This window comes from Pedobacter sp. 22163 (genome assembly GCF_052045595.1).
Taxonomy (GTDB): Bacteria; Bacteroidota; Bacteroidia; order Sphingobacteriales; family Sphingobacteriaceae; genus Pedobacter.
Genome location: NZ_JBQEPM010000011.1, coordinates 17179 through 36481, shown reverse-complemented (window position 1 = coordinate 36481; position 19303 = coordinate 17179). Strand labels below are relative to the sequence as shown.

Genomic DNA, 19303 nt, shown 5'->3' with positions numbered 1-19303 from the left:
TATTAAGATTACAATTTGCAATATATTGCAATATTAAATATTTTTGTTGCAAAATATAGCAAATCATGAGAAAAACAATAGGCATTGATATGGACGGCGTTCTCGCTGACATAGAAGACCATATACTTCAGACCTACCAGGCAGAAACAGGCATTTCACTTACCCGCAATGATATAAAAGGCAAATCGGAAGAAGAACTTTTCCCTGATAGGGCAATGGTAATGAAAATCTGTAATAGGACAGGCTTTTTCAGGAACCTGCCGGTAATGGAAGGCGCTGTTGAAGCGGTAAAAAAACTAATGGAAGACTACGAGATCTATATCGTTTCAGCCGCCATGGAATTCCCCTTATCGCTCTTCGAAAAACGCGAGTGGCTTGCAGAGCACTTCCCTTTTATCAGCTGGAAGAATATCATCTTTTGTGGCGACAAGAGCATAATAGATACCGATTATTTAATTGACGACCATTGTAAAAACCTTGATTTTTGTAAGGGAAAAGCCATAATGTTTACAGCATTTCACAATGTAGAAAAAGATCATCACCAAAGGATAAATCACTGGAGCGAGGTATCAGCTTTATTGAAAGAACTTGAAGAGACAAATCTTGAAATCGTCTAGTCAAACATTTAGCCTCTTCATATCCACATGCCAGGAATAAAAAAAGGATATAGCCACTGGCTACATCCTCTATCTAAATTAACGCTCTCAACTAGAAGTTGATATAAGGCTCTCACCCCTTATGCCTACAATATTACGGCAGAAAGATTAAGATTTGATGAAGATTTTAATTTAAAGCAACAAAAATTATTAGTCGCCTCCACAACCACCGCAGCTACCGCAAGAACTTCCACAGGAACCACAAGAACTGGCTCCGCCGCCATCTCCCCCTCTACCCCTTTCGTAACTTAACAATGGAACAAGGGTTGCAGTTAACACAGCCGATCCATATAAAAAGTAACTCCATTGCCAATCCTGTTCATCTTTTATTGCAGGCAAAATTGCCGACTTATACAAATCAGGGATGGTACGGATACAAAACTGCTGGTTGAGCACATAAAGGTGTTTAATCATAAAAATCACCAAAAACCCTGTCAGAAGTGCGATTTCAAAAATGGGTTTATCCCTTACAACACCTGTAGTTAAGCGAATGAGGGGAAACATAATAAGTGCTGCAAAAACTGTAAAATTTAAGTAAAACAGTCGTGCAAACTGTTTCGACTGGCTAAAATGCCATTTAAATGCATCCATACTTTTGGCGGTGTTTCTGAAAATCGCCCTTGTCTGCAATTGCCCTAACAGTTCGGGATAGAAGACTTCGCCCCTATCTTTTAACACCGAAACAACCTGAAGCTGCTCTCCGGAGAGATTATCTACATCCTTTGAAATATAAATACGGCGATGGGCATTTACATTTAGCACACCCGCATGAATAAGTTCGCTTATTGCCCCGTTTATTACCTCGGCAAGTTTCTGTCTTTCCAGGTAAACCAGCTCAAATGGTTTAAGGTGGTAAACGAAGGACTGCCGATCGAAATCGCGTGCAATCTGTTTAAATCTTTTTTTGGTATACAAACTGAGTATTACATAGGCGGGAATCGCCAACCCAAGAAAACCTAAAATAAAATAAGGGTTATCAATATGGATATAAACAGGTTTAAGCAAGTAATAAAAAGGAACAGTAAGCAAGTTGAAAATCAGTACACCGTACAAGACAAAAAAACCAGTCTTAATTTTGGCTGGCTCGAGCTTCAAGCCGGCCAACATGGTATCATATTCCCAAATCGCTTTGGGCTGTGCTCCAAAATGTTCATGGTAAATGCGCTTCGTCCGTTCTTTTGCCAGCCTAAACTGCTCTTCCTGCTTTTTTTGGTGTGTAGAGGGCACATGTTGGATCTGCTTACCAACAAGCGAACAAAAATCCTGATAAGACTGTGTAAAAATGAGATGCTGATGCCAAACCGTATCGACAATAGCGGAAGGGGAAACCATTACATCAGAAATGGCAGCCAGATACATAAATTTTTTATATTCTAATATGGCTTTTTCGGTAAAGTCTTTTGTCCATTGGTTTTCACTAGCCAACCTGATCGAAAAGTTGTATTCGCCCGGTGGATGATCGAAATCAAACTGCTGTATGCTTTTCCAGAGGGTATCATTCATATCCAAATGCCACTACTTTTCAAATTCCAGCCACTTTCCTATCTTTTTCCAGGGAATGCCAAGTAACATAATTAATAATCCAACTACTACTTCCATACATAAATATACTACTAATCAGAAACATTAACAATATTGAATGAAGGCTTAATGGGTATATAAGCACCGACAGGCTGGAACAAAATAAGCCTCCCTTAAAAGAGAGGCTTACGAGTGTAATCTAAATCGTCCCGTTGATTTAATTTTTACTTACCCAAATTTAATCACAAATATGATGTTTAGCATATGCAATTTAAGGTTGTACATCAATTTGTAAAATGTGTATAATGTTATGTAAACATAGCGTTTAAATTGAGTATTATCAATATTAAAATATACCGATGGAAATTAGGTGGGAATAAGTGTTTTAAAATTATACCAGCTCCTTTACCAACTTACTGCGTATGCGGCTAAGTGTTTCCAAACGCATACCTAAATAACTGGCTATACACCTTAATGGCACTCTAGATATATCAAAAGAATTTAATTCCAAGAATTTTTCATAACGCCTTTCTGCGGAAGGGATTCGAGCAATTATGGCCCGCTCTGAGGCGGCATGATACTGGAGCGCTAAAATCTTTCTGCCAATAACATTCGTTTCCTGATAACTGGCGTAAAGCTTATCAATCAATAAGTGTGGGATGGCAACCAATTCAGAATTTTCCAATGCCTGCAAATATTCAATTGAGGGTTGGATGTTTTCATCGGGATGTTGAATCGCTCCAATAAATTCGCTACCTAAACTTATCCAAGTGGTAATCTCTTTATTACCATCTTTAATAAAACCTCTTACCAGGCCTGACACCACAAAAAAAACATAATCATTATTATCAATGGGAGATAAAATGTATTTATTTTTCTTAATCAGAAGAGTATCTACATTTTTTTCTATTTCCTGGATAAATCCAGAGGTTATAGGGCATAAACTGCTGAAATAATTTAATACAGCGTTTACTAAAAATACCTTGCGGGATTCGAGCATACACAAATAGGGATAGACTTAAGACCCTTAATTATAGCTATTTTTAACGGAATATAAAAATAAAGTAGATTATTAAGACAATTATGATGTTTAAACGCCTTTTTAATTAGGATTTCTTATTATTTTGAATCGAAAACTGATTTACCCGGGGAAAAATGTCGGTTTAGTTCGATTAAACAACAGAATAGTAGGCATAACAGAGGCTAACAACTTTTAAAAAGATATAACGAATAAGGCGAAACGTTTTTACAACATTCATTTCGTTCATTTTTTCCATAAAAATCAAGTGCGTGCAGCCCATATGCAGAAGTAATCGACAATTAGTAAAAAAGAAAACAAATAAAAAAGAAAGTTCTGTCGGAAGGCACCCGACTATTAGAAGTAACATTTTGGCCTTCTGCTTTTTGCAGTTTGCAGATAATAACCAATAGATATTTCGTGTGAGCCGTAATCATAGCTGCCGAATTTATTTAAACTATAATCGTAGCCATAGCCAATCCGAAGGTTTTCACGGACAAAGAACTCGGTAATCAATCCGATGGCACTCCTTGCCCTTAAATCGCTTTGTAATGCTGGCTTAGGATAAAATTTTACAGAGGTTCTATACGCAGCACCTAACCAAAGTTTTTCTTTGACCATTAAAAAGGCATTAAGATCTAATGAGGTTGGCCCGTTCAAATCGTCTTTGATCAGAAAAGTAGGTTTGAACACAAAATCATTGTTGACTGGAAATACCATTCCTGCCGTTAAATAAAAATGCGGCTTAGAAGTAATATTTAGGAGATTATTATCCCTAAAAACAGGAAGGTATTGTGTAAGCAGGTTATTGGCAGAGAAACCAATAAAGAATTTTTCGTTCGAATAATGTATACCAGCCCTAATATCGGGTACAATACGGCTTTCGTATCCTGTAGGAATCTTGTTGTCGCCAGTTTCATTTGGATCTAACAAACTTCCGTTAAGCCCCATCTGCATTACCCCCACTCCAACGCCAAAAGCAAGTACATTGGTTTCGGTACGGTCTAGTTTAATGCGGTAAGCAAAATTCCCTGATAGGTTTAAAGAGTTCTGTGCCCCAATCTTATCTTTCGATACCAACAAACCTAAACCTAAACTTTCTTCCTTAACCGCTTCATCTACCGATATGGAAAGCGTTTGGGGAGCGCCCTGAATACCTGTCCATTGCGCTCGCACAAAGGCCTGCATATACAGTTCTTCTTTGTAGCCTGCGTAAGCGGGATTGATGTATAAACCATTGAACATATATTGTCCAAACTGGGCATTCTGCTGAGCGAACAGACAAAGGCAGATTAAATTAAATAATGCTGTTACAACAATCTTTTTCATATCCTCACATTTTAGTTCCATTTACCTGATAACTGTAACATAACCTTTAAATTCCTGCCATTGAGCACTTGCGGTTTTTACTTTAAGCACATAGAAATATGTTCCATCTACCAAACCGTTAGCTGTCCAGTCGTTTAAATAGCTATCTTTCTCATAGACGGTACTTCCCCACCGATTAATAATGGTAAGCTGGTTTTCGCTATAGCGGTCTAAGCGTTCAATAAAAAAGGTTTCGTTCTTTCCATCACCATTTGGCGTAAATACGTTCGGAATTTTAAGCCCTGTAATTTCTTTGGTATCAACTGATACATTGTTAGAAGGATCGGGATCTATTTCATTGATGGTAACCCTGGCACTATTAACAACATTACCAGGTTTCATTGCTCTTACATTAATGATCAGCTCAACAAAACTGCCATTGGCAAGTGACGGGATCGCCCAGGAAACTGTCTTGGTTTGATTGTTATAACTTGCGGTCCCCACAATAGCTGGATCAACACTTACGAAGGTTAAATTTTCTGGAAGGTCATCCTTTACCTGTATGTTGGTGGCATCACCGAGTCCGTTATTGCGTACCAATAAATTGTATTTAAATACCTCAGTATTGATTACCTGTCTACTTTCAGATCTTTTAACTATAGAAACATCTGCTGATATGGCTGTCTCCATCACCACTTCCATTTCTTCGGACAGATCGGAACTACAGCCGCCTAAGCTAAAAGTAATAACAGTGTATTTCCCTGCGGCATTAACCACATAATCTTGCTCGGTAGCACCTAATATGGCATTTCCATTTTTAAACCATTGATAAGAGGTAGCGCCTGGGCCATTGGCCCTTAGTTTAACAGTAACGCCTGGTTTAAGGTTAAGCGTATTCGGATTGTTAGATTGCGCAAAGCATGCTGCTGCAGAAAGCAGCAGCACACCGAACACAATTATCCCTAACCTGTTAAACATCATGATGGTTAAACCTTATAAAAATAACACCTTATGGCGCTACTGCGATAGTTGCTTTACCTGGTTTAACAGTAACAGTGATTGCTTTGCCAGCAGTTGCAGTACAAGTTGTTGCAGGCACAATCTGAACACCACCTGTAGCATAACTTCCAATAGCTGTGAAAACATACGCGCCTGGAGCCACGCCAGCCTTAAGTGTAAAAGTATCTCCAGAAGTAGATGCTGCCCCTAAAGTTGTAATATCCGCTACAGCAGTACCTCCTAGCGTTGCTGACCAGACATAAGTCATGGTTACACCAGTTGGTAATGTTATTGAAGCATCCTTACTCGCCGTAATTACCGTGGCGGCTGTTTGATCGGTACAATAAACACTTCCTGGAGCTGCAACAGCGATAATAGGCGTAGGTAATTTTTCTACAACGGTATTATCAGAGGCATCACTAGGACAGAGATTCGCATCTGCAGGCTGAACCTGAACAGAATAAGTATGGTTTCCCACTGCTAATCCTGTAGGAACCTGATAAAATGCATTTGTTCCATCAAATACAACTGGAGCTTGCGCAGTTCCATCAACGGTCCATACAATTTTATCGCCATTACCAGGTGTATAACCAGTGAAAGTTGGATTTAATTTTACTGTACCTGTTCCGCACAGGTATACATTAGGCGTTTGCGCAAAGGCACCCAGCGGCAATAAGAACATTAAGAATATGAAGATTCTTAGATTTCGTTTTGTAGATTTTTTTGTCATAATGTTAATTTGTTAGGGATGAATAATTTATTTTCTTTTTTAATTAATAGATACTGTAGGTTTATGCGGCACAAGCTTTACCCTAAAACTAAAAGGGATAGCCCGTTCGCAGCCGTTTGCATTTTTAATGGTCAATACCCCTTGATATACTGCTACCGGTGTATTTGATGGAACATTGATTGTAATTTCATTTGCTGGCAAGGTTTGGCTTGAAACGGCAGGGAGTAAATTCCCCGCCCAAGAAATGCTATAGGTAATCGGGTTAAAAACAGGATTGGTATAAGCAATGTTAGTTGTAGTAATTCCTTCGCAAATTCCCGGATCTGGCCCTAAAGTCAAATTTGGCTGTGGACTTACGGTTAGGTTAAAATCTACTTTCTTTGCGCAATAGGTAGCATCATCGGCAACGGTGTAGCTAATTACAACACTACCAGCTGTAATTGCAATAACTTTGCCTGTAGCATCTACTGTTGCTATGGCCACGTCGCTACTGCTCCAAATGCCAGAAGGATTATCATTGGTTAAAGTAGTGGTAGTTCCTTCGCAGATGGTAGTTACGCCAATAATCGGATTTACAACAGCAATAGGTTTAACATTTACCAATACTGCTTTACGGCCCCCTACATTCTTACAACCTGTTAATGTATTAATAGCTTCTACGTAATAGGTCGTGTTTGCAGTAAGAGTGGGCGTTGTATAGGTTGCCCCTGTATTAAATGGTGTAACTCCATTGGAGGCAGTATACCAATTGTAGGTATATAGGACGATATCGGAATTGCTGACCACTAACGCAGCTGTTGCTCCACTGCAGATTGTTGTACCCGGAACATCGAGCGGAGGCAATGGATTAACCTTTAATTTTACACGAAGTCTTTCAGAAACTCCTGTTACGCAGTAGGTTCTGCTACCTTGTACATAATAACTATAATCTCCGGCAAGTAGGGAGGATGGAGGAGTATAATTTTCTCCGGTATGCAACAAATTGCCTCCTGTTTCAGCATCATACCATTTATATTCTGTACAGGCCTGTGGATTGTTAACGGAAAAGGTAGTGGTTTCTCCTTGGCAGATGGCCCTGGCATCCTCAGCAATAGGATCAATCAGTGTACGTGGCTTAGCCAATTTCCTTTTAATATCATAAATCTGAAGTGAGCCCAGCACGCCGGCCAATCCACCTGTAGTGATTTCTAAACGATCGTAAACTTCAGTAATCGGAAAGGTGAGTACATATTTATCTGTTGAGCCCGGAAAAAGCCTAAGGTTTAGAAAAGTTCCTGTATTATCGAAGGCATCGCCCGCTTTGACCCCATTTAAATAAGGCTGAATGATAAACCCGGTAAGTAAATTAAGATTAAGTAATCCTCCCCCGGGCTTACCTATTATAATGCTCACAGAATCTTTCGGCTGAGAAGGTTTATTAAATATTGCCGTAAGGTATATTTTGTTTAATACCGAGACCCCAACATCCATCAGCGCATAGCTATCTTTATCGTTATCTATCGAATTGAAGGGGTCGGTTACCTTTCCGGTTGCATTTAACACCCCGCCAATAACGGTGGGCTGTACGCCCGATAAAACATCAATTACTTCATCACAGTCAATCTTATCTGTAGTCGTTTCCATAATATAGGCATGGAAAAGCTTTGTTGACAACGCTACCGAGAGTAAATTGCCCGATACCTTGACATAAATCCCGTTATATATCTGGTTGGGTGTGAGTGTAATCTCAATCTCTCCCGAACCGCTAATTACACCGGCTATATTGGTTGAGTTATAAATCGGAACAGTAGTTGCCTCATATCCCGCATCATGACCCGGACCAAGCAATCCCAATAATGGCCAATCAGCAGCAACGGTATGCAAACCTGTAAATGTTCCTATCTCTACACCGCTTAAAACGCTTAAGACTTCAGTAGGGAGTGAAATTTTTATGGTAACAGGAGTATTGGCAGGAATTGATCTGGGTGAACCATCGGCAGCACTAAACTGTAAGAATTGGGTCGAAGATGCCAATCCTGCCAGGCCAAGTCCAACGCCTAGTGTTGATGCATCTTTAACCTGTCCATTAACAGCGTTTCCTGCATCTGATATGGTGCCCATAATTAAAGATCCACCCAATACCTTAAATCCGTATTGGATTGATCCCTGAAAATCTGCGTAAGTACGCTTTGTATTTTCGCACTGTGCTACAACCTGCGCACGCAAATACGCGGGCATAAGAAAAAGCACAAGCACCAAGAAAGATAGACAAGAGCGTCTTTTCAATTGCTTAGGGTAAAGAGAAAAATAAATAGTTTGTTTGTTTGCTCGTTGATACAAAAGTACGGCGGCGCAGAGGCAAATTATCCGTTCACTTCATTCATTACCCCTCTCACAGCACTGCAAGAGCCTCTTTTATTGATATTTATCAACGAAACTAACGAATTCAAAAATTACAGATATCGGGACAGATAGTCCATATTGAAAATATTCCAACAACTTAGAATGACCGATATCTTTTTTACTGGTAATAAAAAGAACTTGAAATACCAATCGGTAAGAATAATTGACGGCTAAGAAACTGCCATATTTTTTAGCAAATAATATTTGCAGGAGTAAAGAGTTATTGTATCTTTGCACCCTCTCTGGAAGCTTCCACTCCAGAGTTTAAGAAAGCCTTCCAGCAATGGGAGGCTTTTCTTATTTTAAGGCATTTTAGAAAAATCGAGTTTTGGCGTAATATAAAAATGCATACTACGCCAAAACTATGCTTTTATGTACGGTTTTGGCGGGATATAGCAGCAAACAATCTTCTATTTGCTCTTAAAAATCACTACAGCCAAGGGTGGTAAATCGACAATTATTGAATATTCCTGTCCGTTATAACCCTCTTGGTCAGGAACAATATCCCCGCGATTATTAATGCCACCTCCATAATAAACAATATCGTCGGTATTAAAAATTTCTGTCCATTTGGTTTTAAAAGGTACCCCGATTCTATAATTCTCACGCACCACTGGCGTTAGGTTTATCGCAATAACCAAAGTATCTTTTGCTTTTGGTCCTTTACGCATAAAGGTGAAGATAGATTCGTTTGCATTATCGGCATCGAGCCATTGAAAGCCTTCATAACTAAAATTGAAATGATACAATGCGGGTTCTTTGCGGTACAGAAAGTTTAAAGCCTTAACGGTTTCCTGCATGCCCTTGTGCGGCGCGTATTGAAGCAAATGCCAATCTAGCGATTGCGTAAAGTTCCATTCGTTGGTTTCGCCAAACTCATTTCCCATAAACAGCAGTTTTGCTCCCGGATGGGTGAACATATAACCATAAAGTGCCCTTAAATTTGCAAATTTCTGCCAGTCATCTCCAGGCATTTTATACAACATTGGCGATTTACCGTGTACAACTTCATCATGAGAGAAAGGCAACATAAAATTTTCGGTGAAGGCGTAAGTCATGCTAAAGCTCAACTGATGGTGGTGGTGTTTCCGGCCAAGGGTTTCTACTTTAAAATACTTTAATGTATCGTTCATCCAGCCCATCATCCATTTCATGCCAAAACCTAATCCACCAGCATGTACCGGATGGGTTACGCCAGGATAAGTACTGCTTTCTTCGGCAATGGTCTGTACCCCCTCAAAATTTCCATAAACGGCAACATTCAGGTCCTGCAAAAACTGTATGGCGCCAAAGTTTTCACTTCCACCATATTCGTTTGTTGCGGCATCACCATCTTCTCTGGAGAAATTGAAATATAACATCGATGCCACGGCATCTACCCTTAGGCCATCTGCATGATATTGATCAATCCAAAACATGGCATTACTAATCAGAAAAGAGCGTACTTCATTCCGATCATAATTGAAAATATATGATTTCCAGTCGGGATGAAAGCCTTTCCGCATATCGGCGTGTTCATACAGATGTGTTCCATCAAACTCATACAAACCATGCCTATCACCAGGAAAATGAGAAGGAACCCAATCCAGTATCACTGCAATATCTGCTTTATGGAGCGCATCAATCAGGTACATTAAATCCTGCGGGGAACCATAGCGCGAACTTGCGCCAAAATAACCTGTAATCTGATAACCCCAGCTCGGGAAATATGGAAATTCCATTACGGGCATCAGCTCCACGTGCGTAAAACCCATTTCCTTTACATAAGGTACTAACCTGCCAGCTACTTCCTTAGCGGTTAAAACACGTTCTGGATTATCCGGATCGCGCTCCCATGAGCCTAAATGGATCTCATATACCGAGATGGGTTGATCTAAAGCATTTGTTTTTGCCCTTTTTTTTAGCCAGGCTTTATCTTTCCAGGTGTAATCGGTGTCCCAAACAATACAAGCTGTTTGTGGCGGATGTTCCCATCTTCTGGCATAAGGATCGCCTTTTAAATGCTCAGATTCATCAAAACCTTTAACAAAATATTTATAAACTTCGCCCTTTGCAATTCCAGGGATAAAACCTTCCCAGATACCCGATTTATCCCACCTTACGCTCAGCGGATGTGAAGTGTTGTTCCAATCGTTAAAATTACCCACTACACTTACACGGATGGCATTTGGAGCCCAAACCGAAAAATAAGTTCCAGCGGTTCCATCAACAGTAATTAAATGTGAGCCCATTTTCTCGTAAAGCCTGAAATGCTTTCCTACAAGAAAAAGATCGATATCGTAATCGGTAAATAAACTGTGGATCCAAACGGATTTCTGTTTATCAGTTTTTGGCCCGGATACTTTTTTTAATGAAACTTTTTTTACTGATGGCATAGGTATTTTGGCTAGATAAATGAAGCCCCAAATACTAAACAGCATTTGGGGCTCAATGTTTACAGACTTAAGATCTGTATTTCTAAAAAGTTCTTATTGCATTTAAAATGCAGGATATTCTGATCATCGGTATAAAAATCTGTCACCTCTTTATTGTCGATAATGATCTTTTTAACCTGGAATTTTACACCGATCACATTGCAGACATAAAATTCATAATTAGGCGTATACAATCCTTCATTACGCTGATTCACTTTAATGGCTTGATTATCACCTTTTACAGTGAATTTCTTTTCCAGATAAATATCCTGCTCGTAGGCAAAAGTATCACCATGATCTTCATACATGTACGAATTAACCTCATAATCGCTATGATAGATATTCAATACCACTTCGGTAATGGATTTTTCATCAACGTACTGCATTACCGGATATTCTGGCAAAACTGTACCCGCTCTTACAAACATTGGCATACTGTCTATTTTCGCATCAACTGTATATTCATTACCGCCATCAAGGATTTCGTTGGTCCAGAAATTATACCAGGTTCCTTTCGGAAGGTAAACTTTTCTAGATATTGCACCCTGCTCTAACACCGGGCATATCAATAGTTTATCACCATAGCAAAATTCATCCTGACGGAAACTGTTGCTGATATTTTCTTGCTCAAGCATCACTAAAGGCCTTAAAATAGGAAAGCCATAACGATGATGCTCCCAGAAAACAGAATATAGATAAGGCATTAAACGATACCTCAATTCGATAAACTTACGGTTGATATCTTCGAAAAACTGGCCAAAGCTCCAGGGTTCACGTTCTGCTGTATCGCCGGCAGAGTGCGCACGCATAAAGGGAGAAAATGTACCTAGTTGGATCCAACGGGTAAACAATTCACCATCTGGCTCACCACTAAATCCGCCGATATCTGTTCCACAGAAAGGCACGCCAGAAACAGATAAACGCTGGCACTGTATATTTCCGATCTTTAAATGTTCCCAGGTTGCTATATTATCGCCTGTCCAAACACTTGCATAACGCTGCATGCCCGCATAACCAGCCCTTGTAATCGTAAAAGGACGTTTATTGCGCATCAATTTTTTTAATCCTTCATAAGTAGACCGCACCATTTGCATGCCATAAACATTGTGTGCCTTACGGTGCGAGCCGCGGTAGCCATCATAATTATGGCGGACATCGTTAGGGAAAGTCCCTGAACCAAATACGGCTGGTTCATTCATATCGTTCCAGAAACCTGCAACGCCCATATCTACCAGCTCTTTATATAAGTTACCCCACCAGCTCCGTACTTTTGGATTGGTAAAATCGGGAAACTGACAGCGCCCTGGCCAAACATGCCCTTCCATATAATAATCATCGCTGCGGCGGCAGAAAAATCTTTTCTCTTTACCTTCTTTAAAAACCCAGTAATCGTCATCCACCTTAATTCCAGGATCGATCATCACCACCGTCTTAAAACCATCATCAGATAGCTCTTTGATCATTCTTCGCGGATCTGGAAAGTATTTTTTGTTCCAGGTAAAACAACGGTAGCCATCCATGTAATCAATATCCAGATAAATGGCATCGCAAGGGATTTTACGTTCCCTGAACTGTTTGGCTATTTCTTTAACTTTTGTTTCAGGATAATAACTCCAGCGGCATTGCTGATAACCCAGTGTCCATTTTGGTGGCATCGGGTGTGTTCCCGTTAAAGTTGCATAACGTTTAACCACGTCCATAATATGCGGGCCATGGATATAATAATATTGCAGTTCTCCGCCATCGGCCCAGAAACTGGTTTTATTTACGTCCTCCGACCCGAAATCGAAATACGATTTAAAGGTATTATCGAAAAAGATACCATAGGCCGCCTGATTGTGCAAACCGATATAAAAAGGTATGGTACGGTAAAGTGGGTCTTGGTTCCAGCCGAAAGAGTAAGCATCGGTATTCCAGTTTTCGAAACGGCGCCCCCGTAGGTTAAAGTTACCAGATTTATCACCCAAACCGAAGAAATTTTCTTCAGGGTGGCATTTTTTTGTTGCATAGATATAATAACCACCAAAATCTACATTTTCTTCCCAGTGCATAGAATTGGCTTCATCAACCATTACTACATTGGTAATATTATCAAAAAAAGAAATATGGAAGTTTGCTTTTTCTATTTTACAGGTTACCGCATGGGTAGAAATCGTGAAATGATCATCATGTTCATGCATTTTAAAAACAGACACTTTTTGATCTACTTCGGGTACGGCATAAGAAAAATCATCTAAGAAAACGCCATGAGGAGCCAGGCGAACGCGGATAATATCGTCGCTTACTACCCGAACTTCTACCCTTGCGTCGCCATCAGAAAAATAAAAACGGTTGCCCTCCTTTTTTACTTTTTTAACTGCACCAAGGTATTGTTTAACAATTGGCTTTACCGATATATCAACTGGATTGTTTAAATGCTGTATTTCTTGCTCCTTTTCGATCAGATCACTTGTCTCGTTAGGTTTGTCGTTTTGCGCTTCCATCCTTATTTATTCAAAATTTTAAATTCATGGTTCTTAAACCGGGATGTGCTTAAGAAAGTACTATAATACAAATATTTTACAAAAGGGGGGTAGCTTTTTTATGAAAAGATTGTTTTAATAGTGTGATTTTTACACTAAGCTTTTTATTTTCATTTTATTTTTGGGCTATATTGACATTAAATCAACCTAATTGCAATGTAAAACCATAAATGAGAAACTGATAATCAGTGCACAAAAAAGGCCTTCTATACTTTTAGCATAGAAGGCCCTTAAAACTCAATTAACTGGTTATGGATTAAAACTAATGGCTACGTAATAGATAGCGCCTGCCGATGGATTTCCGTAAGAAGTAAAATAATATTTATTCAGCACGTTCGAACCACCTAGTTTAATTATTGATTGTACTGAAGGGATTCTTAAACTCACCTGCGCATCTAAAGAGCTGTATGCAGGTACCTGACCTGAGGCAAAAGAAGAATTCCAGTAGAATTGATCTTGCCAACGATATGCCAAATTAAAACCAAAGTTTTTAATAATTTCTTTATTACCAAAACCCAGGTTGTAACGGATTTTGGGGGTATTGAAATCGTTAATGTAATTAACTGGTAAATCGCCGATTTCATTATAGGAAACGTTACCGCTGATGTTGTATTTTCCGATCAGATAATCTAATCCTAGCGCTGCCCCATAAGAATTAACCTCTCCTTCTGCATTAACCGGAACACCGAATTTCACAAAACTTCCGCCAACATTCTGATAAACATCTACTGCTGTGATAAAGTCTTTATAGATGCTATAGTAACCGTAAGCATCGATCAATAAATTTGGAAGAAGCAATCCTTTATAACCTAATTCATAAGATTGTACGCTTTCTGGACGTACGCCTCGTGCGTCAAAGTTATAGGCTTGCAATAAAGCTGGATTCGGCGCACCGGTAGTAGCGGCAGATGCCAGATATGCACGATAACTTACATCTGTATAAGGTTTATTGGTATCCAGGTGATATTTATTAAACATAATTTCAGGTAGTCCGCCAATTAGACGCTGCGTGCCGCCACCTACTGATAAATCTATATACTGATTTTGTGTGGTTGGGTTACGGTACCCTGTTTGGTAAGAAACCCTGATGTTGTTGTTTTTGGCAACTGTGAATACCCCGGTTACCCTTGGTGTAAACCGGCCTTCAAAATTCTGACTTTTATCATAACGACCTGCAAAAGTAAATTTAACTTTATCGTTAAAGAATTTTTTACCGATCTGTGCAAATGAACCGTATTCTTTAATATCAATAGAATTTGTCAAGTCGTTAAAAATTGTTCCGGCCGAATTTAAATCGTATAAACGATATGATGCACCCACTTGAAACTCCACCACTTTATTGAAAAGGTTGGTGAAATTATAGAGCCCTTCATAATGATATAAATTAGATTTATCATCGAATTTAGCCCCATAGATACCTTTTGTAGGATCCGAAGCACTGATTGTGGTATTCATTATCTGATCTTTTGCCTGAAGGAACTGGGGGGAACCTGGCGCAAAATAAGCGCCTCCTCCTGCTGAAGCAGAGTTTGCTGCCGTTCTAGCGGTGATCTGCGCCTGTGCATCAGTTTGTCCAAGCGATCGTGCACCAACATAATTGCCTACATATTCAGGAAACCATGCCTGAGAAATTTTAGATTTTTCGTTAATATAACTACCCAAGATAGAAGAAATATAAGAATCGCCTGAACGTTCTTGTGTGGTATAACCACGTAACATGAAATCTTCTCCTTTTACCTCCAATTTGTACTGGCCAATATTGAAATTACGTAATGAATAACGGTCAGATCCGGTATAAACCGAAGTACCTGTTCCCCAATTGGCCTGAAAAGTTGCCTGAACTGTATTACTGATATTGTAATATAAAGCTCCGGATGCCTTCAACGACTTTGTGTTGTAATCTACTAGATCGGCTTCCTGATAACCGTTTCGGGTAATGTTCTGATTGGGAATTAAACCCGGCGTGTTCAATCCCACATAAAATGGTCTGGTCTGCGCATTTGTAGAAAGGAATGTTGTAATCTGTGCCTGACTCGGAACCATTCCGCCCGTTGCCAAACCATAATTTTTAATGTAGGTTGCTGTTCCTGATGCCAATACGCTCTGCGCTACATTTCTCATGTTTTGACTCAACTCATCACCATAGGTGTTGATTCCATCGTAGTTTGGATCAGATTCTCTTGTTCCCGATTTAACAGTACGCGAAACCCGATCGAAATTGTTAAAATTATTCCCAATCCAATCTTTGGCCTGCAAAAATGAAAATGCCGCTTTTACGCCAAACTTATTGTTCCAAGATTTTGCCATGCGCACATCCAACTGATTGAAAGGCTGCACACTGCTATTATCATCATTAACATGGTTTACCCCTGTTTTATATTGAAAGCTTGCGCCAGGATATTTAAAAGGATCTTTTGACGTCATCAATAGCGTACCATTAATACCACCTGCACCATAAAGGGCAGAAGAAGCACCTGGTAAAAGCTCTACATTATCTACATCGAGCTCGGTTATACCCACAATATTACCCACTGAGAAGTTTAGTCCAGGGGCCTGGTTATCCATTCCATCAATATATTGGTTAAAACGGGTATTACCATTTGAATTGAAACCACGTGTATTAATCGACTTGAAAGTTAAACTCTGCATACTGCTTTCTACACCTTTCATATTGTTCAAAGCATCATAAAATGATGGTGCGGCAATTTCCCTGATAGAAGCAGCACTCATCCGCTCGATAGAAACCGGCGATTCTAATATACGCTCAGGTGTACGCGATGCCGAAACAACTACATCGCCTCCCAAAACCACTGCTGTTTCGAGTTCCAGGTTAATTCCCGTAGCATTCCCGGTAATCTGCTGTTCTACTGTACCATAGCCCACGTAAGACGCCACCAGCGTAAAGGGAACCTTAGCCGTTGTTGTAAATGTAAAACTACCGTTGCTTGTGGAGGCTGTACCGCCAGAATGGCCTTTGATGGTTAAACTCACGCCTGCCAGGCCTTCTTTCGATTGCTTGTCTTTTACGGTACCGCTAACCGTAATACTCTGTGCTTGTGCCGCAATGTTGCCTGCGTACACAAATAATAACACATAGAAGATCTGTGTAAAAATTCTGCTCATAAACGATTGTTAATTTGGTTGTTTGTATTATTAGTTATATAAACTTAAATTCTTTTTTTGAATTAAACAAATTATGTTAGCATAATAATTTCAATTCGAATTATAATTTTGATTGATATACAGTTTGTTGTATTTTGCATTAAACATAAACCGTCATTTTGCCCTATCTTAGCGAAAGACTTGTTAGCTAACCATTATGAATAAAATTAAAGCCGTATTCTGCATCATTATTCCGATAGCATTAGCTTTTTTATTTAATACCAAATTAGGTAGTACACCTCCACTGTTAAAATTCCTAAATCCTTTTATGGGTTTCTGGCAAAATGCAGAGAACAATCATTTTATGTTTAACCATAAAGCGAAAATTAAAGGGGCAATAGATAAAATCGAAATCGTTTTTGACGATCGTATGATTCCGCATATTTTTGCACAGAATGATCACGATCTGTATCTGGCACAAGGTTATGTAACCGCTATGCACCGCCTTTGGCAAATGGATTTCCAGACCCGTTTTGCCGCGGGGAGAATTAGTGAAGTGGTTGGCGATAAAGCAATAGAGGTAGACCGTTATCAGCGCCGGATGGGCATGGTTTACGGGGCAGAAAACTCGTTAAAAGGTATGATGGCCGATCCTAAAGCCAAAGAAATGATCTTAGCTTATACAGAAGGGATTAATGCCTACATCAAAACGCTTTCTAAAGCCAATTATCCTTTAGAATACAAAATACTAGATTTTAAGCCTGAAAACTGGACACCTGTAAAATGTGCGCTGCTCCTAAAACAGATGTCGGCAGTTTTAGCCATGGGTTCCGACGAATTTTACATGACAAACATCTTGAAAAAATTCGGCCCTGAGGTGACCAAAAATCTTTTCCCGGATTATCCGTTCCGTGAAGACCCGATCATCCCTGTTGGCACAAAATGGGACTTCTCTCCCTTACCAACACCTAAAACGCCAGAAAGCTTCACCCAGGCGCAAACCGGCGAAGTAAAAACAACCGAAAAAATAGAAGGTATTGGCAGTAATAACTGGGCTTTATCTGGCACAAAAACTGCATCAGGATACCCGATTTTGGCAAACGATCCACATCTGGACTTAACACTTCCTTCAATCTGGTATCAGATTCAACTGCATGCACCGGGCGTAAATACTTATGGTGTTTCATTACCTGGTGCTCCGGGCGTAATTATAGGTTTTAACCAGAAAATAGCCTGGGGTGTAACCAATGTTGCCGCTGATGTACTGGATTTTTATCAAATCAAGTTTAAAGATTCCAGCCACAACGAATATTGGTACAACAATAAATGGAAAGCCACAACAAAAAGATTGGAAACGATTAAAATCCGTGGTGGAAAAGATGAAATAGATACCGTTTACTACACCCATCACGGGCCGGTGGTATATTTCCAGAAACCAAAATACGGCAGGGCCGATAATGTACCTGTTGGCGACGCTTTGAGGTGGATTGCGCATGATGAGTCGAATGAGCTCATGACTTTCTATTACCTGAACCGCGGCAAAAATTATAACGACTACCGTAAGGCTTTAACTTATTATACCGCACCTGCACAGAACTTTGTTTTCGCTAGTGTAGATAATGATATTGCCATCACACCAAATGGGAAATTTCCTTTAAAATGGAAGGATCAGGGCAAGTTTATCCTCGATGGTACCGACTCGGCCTACGATTGGCATGGCTGGATCCCGAATGCACAGAATCCAACAGTTAAGAATCCGCCGCGCGGTTTTGTAAGCTCGGCCAACCAGTCTTCTACCGATACTACTTATCCATACTACATTAACTGGGAATTTGCACCTTACGAGCGTGGCAAAAGGATCAACGACCGCTTATCGGCCATGAACAAGGCTACATTGGATAGCATCCGTTTGATGCAGACCGACAATTACAGCATTATGGCGCAGAACCTGGTTCCTGCTTTATTGCCCTTATTGAATAATGAGCAATTAAACGCAACACAAAAAGAAGCATTGGCTTACCTGAACAAGTGGAACAAACGTTATGATGCCCATGAAATTGCAGCCAGCGTATTTGAGATATGGACCAAACGCTTATCACATGATATCTGGGCAGACGAATTCGAGGTCAAAGGAATCCCGATGCGTTACCCTTCTAGAGACCGCACGGTGGAAATGATCCTGAAAGAACCCAATGCAACCTGGTATGACAACATCAATACCAGCAAAAAAGAAACATTATCTGACCTGGTTAACGAAGCTTTTAAATATAGCTGCGATAGCTTGGAAAGACGCTTTGGGCCGATAAACAGAGATTGGGATTGGGCAAATGTAAAACAGACCAATGTACCACATCTGGCCAAAATACCAGGATTCGGTTCGAAGGTTTTACAGATTGGTGGTGCGAAAACTGCGATTAATGCTTTGAGTGAAGCCAACGGCCCCTCGTGGCGGATGGTGATTGAACTGGGTAAAACGCCGAAAGGACATGGGGTTTATCCAGGCGGCCAATCTGGTAATCCCGGAAGCAAATTTTATGATAATATGATCGATACCTGGGCAAATGGTAAATTGTACGATCTGTTTTATATGCAAAGTCCTGATGATAAATCGGGCACGGTTATTTCTCGTTTAAAAATTTCTAAATAGGCTA

General features: G+C 39.9%; 11 protein-coding genes. 2 read left to right on the top strand and 9 right to left on the bottom strand.

The window, feature by feature from the left end; genetic code table 11:
- The first annotated feature begins 65 nt into the window (after window positions 1–65).
- Complete coding sequence (locus ACTJKN_RS23535; protein ID WP_440828144.1) at window positions 66–617, top strand: 5' nucleotidase, NT5C type; 552 nt, start codon at window positions 66–68, stop codon at window positions 615–617.
- Between the two features lie 189 nt (window positions 618–806).
- Here the strand turns inward: ACTJKN_RS23535 and ACTJKN_RS23530 are convergent, their stop codons facing one another.
- The 9 genes from ACTJKN_RS23530 to ACTJKN_RS23490 form a co-directional block, all read right to left on the bottom strand.
- Window positions 807–2159, bottom strand: coding sequence for a glycine-rich domain-containing protein (locus tag ACTJKN_RS23530; protein WP_440828143.1), 1353 nt, complete (start codon window positions 2157–2159; stop codon window positions 807–809).
- 409 nt (window positions 2160–2568) lie between these two features.
- Window positions 2569–3177 (bottom strand): Crp/Fnr family transcriptional regulator, encoded by a 609-nt coding sequence (locus tag ACTJKN_RS23525; protein WP_440828142.1) that lies wholly within the window; start codon window positions 3175–3177, stop codon window positions 2569–2571.
- Between the two features lie 375 nt (window positions 3178–3552).
- The gene (locus ACTJKN_RS23520; protein ID WP_440828141.1) at window positions 3553–4524 is read right to left on the bottom strand and encodes a PorP/SprF family type IX secretion system membrane protein; all 972 of its coding nucleotides are present in this window, start codon (window positions 4522–4524) and stop codon (window positions 3553–3555) included.
- 21 nt (window positions 4525–4545) lie between these two features.
- Window positions 4546–5484, bottom strand: coding sequence for a gliding motility-associated C-terminal domain-containing protein (locus ACTJKN_RS23515; protein ID WP_440828140.1), 939 nt, complete (start codon window positions 5482–5484; stop codon window positions 4546–4548).
- 28 nt (window positions 5485–5512) lie between these two features.
- Window positions 5513–6232: a hypothetical protein gene (locus ACTJKN_RS23510; RefSeq protein ID WP_440828139.1), complete on the bottom strand. Its 720-nt coding sequence runs from the start codon at window positions 6230–6232 to the stop codon at window positions 5513–5515.
- A 39-nt stretch (window positions 6233–6271) separates the two neighbouring features.
- Complete coding sequence (locus ACTJKN_RS23505) at window positions 6272–8449, bottom strand: Ig-like domain-containing protein (protein ID WP_440828138.1); 2178 nt, start codon at window positions 8447–8449, stop codon at window positions 6272–6274.
- 575 nt (window positions 8450–9024) lie between these two features.
- The gene (gene glgB / locus ACTJKN_RS23500; protein ID WP_440828137.1) at window positions 9025–10989 is read right to left on the bottom strand and encodes a 1,4-alpha-glucan branching protein GlgB; all 1965 of its coding nucleotides are present in this window, start codon (window positions 10987–10989) and stop codon (window positions 9025–9027) included.
- A 59-nt stretch (window positions 10990–11048) separates the two neighbouring features.
- Complete coding sequence (locus tag ACTJKN_RS23495; RefSeq protein WP_440828136.1) at window positions 11049–13511, bottom strand: glycoside hydrolase family 31 protein; 2463 nt, start codon at window positions 13509–13511, stop codon at window positions 11049–11051.
- A gap of 288 nt (window positions 13512–13799) precedes the next feature.
- Complete coding sequence (locus tag ACTJKN_RS23490) at window positions 13800–16673, bottom strand: TonB-dependent receptor domain-containing protein (protein WP_440828135.1); 2874 nt, start codon at window positions 16671–16673, stop codon at window positions 13800–13802.
- A gap of 196 nt (window positions 16674–16869) precedes the next feature.
- Between ACTJKN_RS23490 and ACTJKN_RS23485 the strand changes: the two genes are divergently transcribed.
- Entirely contained in the window at window positions 16870–19299 is a 2430-nt protein-coding gene (locus ACTJKN_RS23485; RefSeq protein ID WP_440828134.1) for a penicillin acylase family protein, read from the top strand.
- Window positions 19300–19303 lie beyond the last annotated feature (4 nt).

Bases quoted from the DNA above. Each gene is read 5' to 3' on its own strand.
- ACTJKN_RS23490 (WP_440828135.1), bottom strand. From the start codon at position 16,673: ATGAGCAGAATTTTTACACAGATCTTCTATGTGTTATTATTTGTGTAC.
- ACTJKN_RS23495 (WP_440828136.1), bottom strand. From the start codon at position 13,511: ATGGAAGCGCAAAACGACAAACCTAACGAGACAAGTGATCTGATCGAA.
- ACTJKN_RS23525 (WP_440828142.1), bottom strand. From the start codon at position 3,177: ATGCTCGAATCCCGCAAGGTATTTTTAGTAAACGCTGTATTAAATTAT.
- ACTJKN_RS23535 (WP_440828144.1), top strand. From the start codon at position 66: ATGAGAAAAACAATAGGCATTGATATGGACGGCGTTCTCGCTGACATA.
- ACTJKN_RS23530 (WP_440828143.1), bottom strand. From the start codon at position 2,159: ATGAATGATACCCTCTGGAAAAGCATACAGCAGTTTGATTTCGATCAT.
- ACTJKN_RS23505 (WP_440828138.1), bottom strand. From the start codon at position 8,449: ATGCCCGCGTATTTGCGTGCGCAGGTTGTAGCACAGTGCGAAAATACA.
- ACTJKN_RS23485 (WP_440828134.1), top strand. From the start codon at position 16,870: ATGAATAAAATTAAAGCCGTATTCTGCATCATTATTCCGATAGCATTA.
- ACTJKN_RS23510 (WP_440828139.1), bottom strand. From the start codon at position 6,232: ATGACAAAAAAATCTACAAAACGAAATCTAAGAATCTTCATATTCTTA.
- ACTJKN_RS23515 (WP_440828140.1), bottom strand. From the start codon at position 5,484: ATGATGTTTAACAGGTTAGGGATAATTGTGTTCGGTGTGCTGCTGCTT.
- ACTJKN_RS23520 (WP_440828141.1), bottom strand. From the start codon at position 4,524: ATGAAAAAGATTGTTGTAACAGCATTATTTAATTTAATCTGCCTTTGT.
- glgB (WP_440828137.1), bottom strand. From the start codon at position 10,989: ATGCCATCAGTAAAAAAAGTTTCATTAAAAAAAGTATCCGGGCCAAAA.